At 70.8% G+C, this 6131-nt stretch carries 9 protein-coding genes; 5 read left to right on the top strand and 4 right to left on the bottom strand.

The features are described from left to right. The 4 genes from AC1DQF_RS20935 to AC1DQF_RS20920 form a co-directional block, all read left to right on the top strand. The coding region (locus AC1DQF_RS20935) for a tRNA-dihydrouridine synthase (protein ID WP_477527158.1) at positions 1 to 429 on the top strand (429 nt) is incomplete at its 5' end. A gap of 184 nt (positions 430 to 613) precedes the next feature. Then, a complete protein-coding gene (locus tag AC1DQF_RS20930; protein ID WP_477527157.1) occupies positions 614 to 1531 on the top strand; it encodes a VldE C-terminal domain-containing protein in 918 nt (305 codons plus the stop codon). 28 nt (positions 1532 to 1559) lie between these two features. After that, positions 1560 to 2198: a hypothetical protein gene (locus AC1DQF_RS20925; protein ID WP_477527156.1), complete on the top strand. Its 639-nt coding sequence runs from the start codon at positions 1560 to 1562 to the stop codon at positions 2196 to 2198. Positions 2199 to 2233: 35 nt separating this feature from the next. Next, positions 2234 to 3502, top strand: coding sequence for a deoxyguanosinetriphosphate triphosphohydrolase (locus AC1DQF_RS20920; RefSeq protein ID WP_477527155.1), 1269 nt, complete (start codon positions 2234 to 2236; stop codon positions 3500 to 3502). A gap of 3 nt (positions 3503 to 3505) precedes the next feature. On the opposite strand, the gene AC1DQF_RS20915 is transcribed toward AC1DQF_RS20920, so the two are convergent. The 4 genes from AC1DQF_RS20915 to AC1DQF_RS20900 are packed head-to-tail and all read right to left on the bottom strand — an operon-like array spanning position 3506 to position 5559. After that, a complete protein-coding gene (locus AC1DQF_RS20915; protein WP_477527154.1) occupies positions 3506 to 3829 on the bottom strand; it encodes a hypothetical protein in 324 nt (107 codons plus the stop codon). Continuing rightward, positions 3826 to 4920, bottom strand: a complete 1095-nt coding sequence (locus AC1DQF_RS20910; protein ID WP_477527153.1) for a YihY/virulence factor BrkB family protein — start codon at positions 4918 to 4920, stop codon at positions 3826 to 3828. The genes AC1DQF_RS20915 and AC1DQF_RS20910 overlap by 4 nt, the downstream gene beginning before the upstream one ends. Then, positions 4917 to 5162: a DUF3618 domain-containing protein gene (locus AC1DQF_RS20905; protein WP_477527152.1), complete on the bottom strand. Its 246-nt coding sequence runs from the start codon at positions 5160 to 5162 to the stop codon at positions 4917 to 4919. The genes AC1DQF_RS20910 and AC1DQF_RS20905 overlap by 4 nt, the downstream gene beginning before the upstream one ends. Continuing rightward, positions 5155 to 5559: a phage holin family protein gene (locus tag AC1DQF_RS20900; RefSeq protein WP_477527151.1), complete on the bottom strand. Its 405-nt coding sequence runs from the start codon at positions 5557 to 5559 to the stop codon at positions 5155 to 5157. Before AC1DQF_RS20900 ends, AC1DQF_RS20905 begins: the two co-directional genes overlap by 8 nt. Positions 5560 to 5644: 85 nt before the next feature. Here AC1DQF_RS20900 and AC1DQF_RS20895 point away from each other — a divergent pair. Beyond that, positions 5645 to 6131, top strand: a 487-nt coding sequence (locus tag AC1DQF_RS20895; RefSeq protein WP_477527150.1) for a CHC2 zinc finger domain-containing protein, incomplete at its 3' end; no start/stop codon positions are given.

Here is a 6131-nt window from a genome sequence, read left to right as displayed (position 1 = left end):
TGCCTGGGCCGTCCGTGGCTCTTCCGCGACCTGGCCGCCGCCTTCGCGGGCGAGCAGGTGGCGACCCTGCCCACGCTCGGCGAGGTGGCGACCATGATGCGCCGGCACGCCGAGCTGCTGAGCGAGCACATGGGGGAGGAGCGCGGCTGCAAGGAGTTCCGCAAGCACGTCGCGTGGTACCTCAAGGGCTTCCGGGCCGGGGGCGACCTGCGGAACCGGCTCGCCCTGGTCGATTCGCTGGCCACCCTCGACGACCTGCTCGTCGACCTGGACCCCGACGAGGCCTTCCCGGTCGGCGAGCTGGGCACGCCGCGCGGTCGTCAGGGGGCGCCCCGCAAGCGGGTCGTGCTCCCCGAGGGGTGGCTCGACGACACCGACGGTCGGGACTTCCACGTTCGCGAGGACGCCCTCGAGGTCACGGGCGGATAACGCTGCGGTGTCGAAGCGGTGACGGCCCGGCGACCGGGAACACCCGCGACGAGTCCCTCCAGAATTGGGACAGGCCCGAAAAGCTGTGCTTCACTCGTCATTCTGCCCGCCTCTCCCCCCGAGGCCCTCACAGGCTCGAGAGTCGGACAGCATCCCCCGAACGCAACAGCAAAGGATCAACGCTGTGGCTCAGCATCGCCACACGCGGGACGCCAATGCCCGCCGCACGCCCTCAGCCATCCAGGTGGCCGGACCCGTCGCCGTCCTCGCGACCCTGTCCGCCGTCGCCCTCGGCGTGATGACCTCCCCACCCGTCGTCCCGGGCACCCAGGACCTGCTCGCGTCGTCCTCGAACGCCGCCGCCGGCATCTCCGCCTCGAGCGTCGCCCAGCGCGGCGACGTCGTCTCCCGTTCCGAGCGTCGTCAGGACGCTCGGGAGGAGGCCGAGAAGGAGGCCCGCCAGCAGGAGCGGCAGGACGCCCGCCAGGAGAAGCGGCAGGACGCCCGCGAGCAGAAGGCCACGGCCGCGGCCGTCCGGACCGCCGACACCAGGCTCTGGACCACCACCGAGCTCAACTTGTGGACGAGCGCCGAGCGCGACGCCCGCCAGGTCGGCCTCGTCGACTCCCTCGAGAAGGTCCTGGTCACCGGCCGCAAGGACGGTGACAAGGTCGAGATCGTCGTCGGCGGCAAGTCCCGCTGGGTCACCTCCGGCTACCTCGCCGACGACAAGCCCGAGACCGGACCGTCCCTCGGCGGYCAGTGCACCAACGGGTCCACGATCGACGCGGGCCACGCCGCGCTCTACGGCATCCACGACGTCGTCTGCGCCAACTGGCCGCAGATCACGACGTACGGCACCTGGCGCGGTGACGGCGAGCACGGCGAGGGCCGGGCCATCGACATCATGACCAGCGGCGCGACCGGGTGGGAGGTCGCGGAGTTCCTCCGCGCCCACTACGACTCGCTGGGCATCGAGTACATCATCTACTCCCAGCAGATCTGGTCCGTCGAGCGCAGCGGCGAGGGCTGGCGCGGCATGTCCGACCGCGGGTCCACGACCGCCAACCACTACGACCACGTGCACGTCACGGTCTACTGAGTCACCACGGCGCGCGGGCAGGAGAGACATGGCCCACGAGCACCCGAGGCATCCGCCGGTCGACTGGCTAGAACTGGTCGCGGTGCTCCTGCTGTCGATCACCGCGATCATGACGGCCTGGGCCGGCTTCCAGTCCAGCAAGTGGGGTGGCGCGATGTCGATCTCCTTCGCGCAGGCCTCCACCGCGCGCATCGAGGCGGCCAGGCTCGAGGGTGACGCCAACCGCAAGCAGACCATCCAGGTGTCGCTGTTCACCGAGTGGCTGCAGGCCTACCAGGCCGCCGACACCGAGCTGACCGACTTCCTCCAGCAGCGGTTCCCCGAGCCGCTGGCCACCGCCTTCCCGATCTGGCTGGCCGAGCGTCCGGCCAAGAACCCGGACGCCGCGTCGACGCCCTTCGAGCTCGACGAGTACGTGATCCCCGAGCTGCAGCAGTCCGAGGACGCCGACGCCAGGGCCGACGCCAAGTACGAGGAAGCGCTCCGCAACAACCAACGCGGCGACAACTACACGATCCTCACGGTCGCCTTCGCCACCGTGCTCTTCTTCAGCGCCATGGCCACCCGGTTGCGCAGCTCCCGCACGCAGTGGCTGATGCTCGCGATCGCGGCAGTCGGATTCCTTGCCACGACGGGGTTCCTGGCCACCTTCCCGAAGCTCATCTGACTTCGGTGCACGGCACGCCACTAGGCTCGCGGGCGATGACACCCGACGAGCTGTACGACGAGCACGACCGCGCCCGCGTGGTCGACGAGCCGCCCAAGCGGGTGGACGCCCCGGTGCGCACCGCCTTCGAGCGCGACCGCGCCCGGGTCGTGCACGCGGCGGCGTCGCGCCGGCTCGCGGCCAAGACCCAGGTCGTGGGTCCGCAGACCGACGACTTCGTGCGCAACCGGCTGACCCACAGCCTCGAGGTGGCGCAGGTCGCGCGCGACCTGGCCCGGGCGCTGGGCTGCCACCCCGACATCACCGAGACCGCGGCCCTGGCCCACGACCTCGGGCACCCGCCCTTCGGCCACAACGGCGAGCGGGTGCTGGCCGAGCTGAGCCAGGACTGCGGCGGCTTCGAGGGCAACGCCCAGACGTTGCGGCTGCTGGCTCGCCTCGAGGCCAAGACGTTCGACGCCTCGGGCGACTCGGTGGGGCTCAACCTCACCCGGGCGACCCTCGATGCCTGCACCAAGTACCCGTGGGCGCGCGACGGTGCCCCGGGCCCCGGCGGGGTGCACGCCGACGGCACGCCCCGGTTCGTCGTGAAGTTCGGGGTGTACGACGACGACGCCCCGGTCTTCGACTGGGTGCGCGAGGGCGTCACCGGGCGCCGCCAGTGCGTCGAGGCCCAGGTGATGGACCTCGCCGACGACGTGGCCTACTCGGTGCACGACGTCGAGGACGGGATCGTGGCCGGTCGGCTCGACCTGACCCGGCTCGACCTCGACGCGCTGTGGGAGACCGTCCGGGCGTGGTACCTGCCCGAGGCCTCCGACGACGAGCTGGGCGAGGCGCTGGCGTCCATGCGCCGGCAGGGCAGCTGGCCGACCACGGCGTACACCGGCACCCGGCGCGACCTGGCGGCGATCAAGAACCTCACCAGCGACCTGGTGGGCCGGTTCTGCGGCAGCGTCCAGGCGGCCACGTTCGCGGCCGCCGACGGGCCGCTGGTGCGGCACCGCGCCGAGCTGGTGGTGCCGCACGCGACGCAGGTGGAGATCGCGATCCTCAAGGGGATCGCCGCCCACTACGTCATGCAGGCCACCGACCGGGTGGCGCTCATGGAGCGTCAGCGGCTGCTGCTCGCCGAGCTCTTCGGGGCCGTGTGGGACCGCGGGCCGGACGCCCTCGACCGGCCTTTCGCCGACGACTGGGCGGCGGCGGCCGACGAGGCCGCCCGCCGCCGCGTGGTCGTCGACCAGGTGGCGTCGCTCACCGACGCCAGTGCGGTGTCGAGGCACGCCACCCTGGTCGGCTGACCGTCAGGGCAGGTCGCCCTGGGGGTACGGGTTGTCCTGCAGCGCGACGTTGTCGGGGTTGAGCTGCGACTCCAGGTCGGAGCCGTTGCTGCTGCCCGAGGGCTTCACCTTCTCCGCGGCCGCGCTGGCGGCGGACGTCACCTTGTCCTTGACGACCGGGGCCTGGGCCTTGGCCGTGTCGGCCGCCTGGTGGGCGGCGTCCTGGACGCGCGGGTCGTCCTTGACCCGGGTGGCCATGTTCTTCATCTGCTCGTAGCGCTCGCGTCCTGCGCGGGTGCCGAGCACGTAGCCGATTCCTCCGGCGACGAGTACCAACAGCTTCTTCATCGTGTTTCCTCTCGGTGGGGGTCCAACGTGTGTGTCTGGTCGTCGTGCTGCTCGCGGATCCGTCGGCCCTCGGCGACGTCCTTGGCTTCCTTCTCCTGAGCCTTGCGGATGTTGCGGGTGTCCCGCGCCGGGAGCTGGAGCTCCTCCTCGGCCGGCAGCCCGGCCTGGAGCTGACGACCCCGCTCGAGCTCGGAGTCGACCTCGGCACCGAGGAGCAGCGCGAGGTTGGTGAGCCACAGGTAGAGCAGGGCGACGATGACCCCGGCCAGCGAGCCGTAGGTCTTGTTGTACGACGAGAAGTTCGCGACGTAGAACGCGAAGGCCAGCGACGCGAGCACCCACACCACGATCGCGACCAGGGCGCCCACGGAGATCCAGCGGAACTTGGGCTGCTTCACGTTGGGCGTGGCGTAGTAGAGCATCGCCACGATGAGTACGACGGCGATCGCGAGCACCGGCCACTTGGCGATGCTCCAGGCCGTCACCGCGGCGTCGCCGAGCCCGATGACGTCGCCGATGGACTGGGCCACGGGTCCGGAGACGATGAGCATGAGCAGCACGGCGGCCATCAGCACGAGGGCGACGACGGTGATCAGGAGCATCACCGGGCGCAGCTTCCAGAACGGCCGGCCCTCCGGGATCTCGTAGATCCGGTTCATCGCCCGGCCGAAGGCCCCGACGTAGCCCGACGCCGTCCACAGCGCACCGGCCAGTCCCAGGACGAGCGTGAGCCCGGCACTCTGGGACTGCGCGATCTGGGTCAGCGTGGGCTCGATCGTGCCCAGCATCTCGGAGGAGACGAGCGGGTCGAGGACGTCCAGCACCGTCTGCACCGACTCCTCGGCCTGGCCGACGAGGCCGAGCAGCGAGGTCAGTGCGATGGCGGCCGGGAAGATCGACAGCACGGCGTAGTAGGTCAGGGCCGCCGCGAGGTCCGTGCACTGGTCGGCGGAGAACTCCCGGAACGTCTTGCGAGTGACGTACATCCAGGAGCGCTTCTCCAGGTCCGCGGGGCTGTCCGGCTTGCGCTCGTCCTCGGGGTCGGCTGTGGTGGACTCGTGACGAGACGTGTCGGGTGTGCCGGTGCTCATGATCGGTGCCGCCACCACACCAGGACGAGCGCCATCGCGACCAGGGAGCCGGCAGCGGCCAGCACCTCGGGACGCGGCTTGCCGTCGTCGGTGGTCGCGCGGTCCTTGACGTCGGCGACCTTGGCCCTGGCCTGGGACTTCACGTCGAGCTTGGCGCCGAGCTGGTCGACCGTCTGCGCGAGCTGCGCGCGCTGCTCGGCGATCTCGGCCTCGAGCTGCTCGGGGGTCTGGTTGTCACTCATGGTGTGCACCCTTCACGGTGGCGATGTCCTCCTTGACGCCCTCCAGGGCGCGCTCCGGCTTGGGCGGGCCGGCGGAGGCGACCTTGTTCTTGCCCATCACCCCGGCCACGGCGGCCGCGGCGAGCAGTACCAGGGCGACGATCAGCGCGGCGAGCCAGGCGTCCACGACGAGCGCGAGCGCCAGGACGGCGGTCGTGATCAGGGTGGCGAGCGCGAAGAACGCGAGCAGCCCGGCGACGCTGAACATGCCGATGCCGACACCGGCCCGCTTGCCCTTCTCGGCCACCTCGGCCTGGGCCAGCCGGATCTCGGAGCGGATGAGCTCGGGGACCTGCTGGGTCAGCTGGTTGACCAGCCCCCCGAGGGTCTGGTCTTCGGGTGTCAGGGGAGAACTCATTCCTCCAACGTGCCCCACCTGCCGCTGAATATGAACCTGACGCACCCGTGGGGGTGGCCATCACGCCGGACGTAGACTCCGCCACGTGGTAGGCCGGATTCGCGACGACGACATCGCCGAAGTACGCGAGAAGGCGCGCATCGACGACGTCGTGTCGTCCTACGTCACCCTCAAGCGCGCGGGCGGCGGTTCGCTGAAGGGCCTGTGCCCCTTCCACGACGAGAAGTCCCCGTCGTTCAACGTCAACCCATCGCGCGGGTTCTTTCATTGCTTCGGGTGCCAGGAGGGCGGCGACGTCATCTCCTTCCTGATGAAGATCGACGGCCTGTCCTTCGCGGAGTCCCTCGAGCGCCTCGCCGACAAGTACGGCGTGGTGCTGCGGCGCGAGGACGGCGACCAGGTGGAGCGCCCACGGGGCCCCGCCCGTGGCCGGCTCATCGAGGCCCACAAGATCGCCCAGGAGTACTACGCCGAGCAGCTCGGCACCTCCGACGCGCTCGTGGCCCGCCAGTTCCTCGGGCAGCGGGGCTTCGACCAGGCGAGCGCGGAGACCTTCGGCGTGGGCTTCGCCC

Source organism: Nocardioides sp. P4_G4, assembly GCF_056401085.1.
Note: the sequence above shows the minus strand (reverse complement) of the source record. Positions and strands in the feature narration are given on the sequence as shown.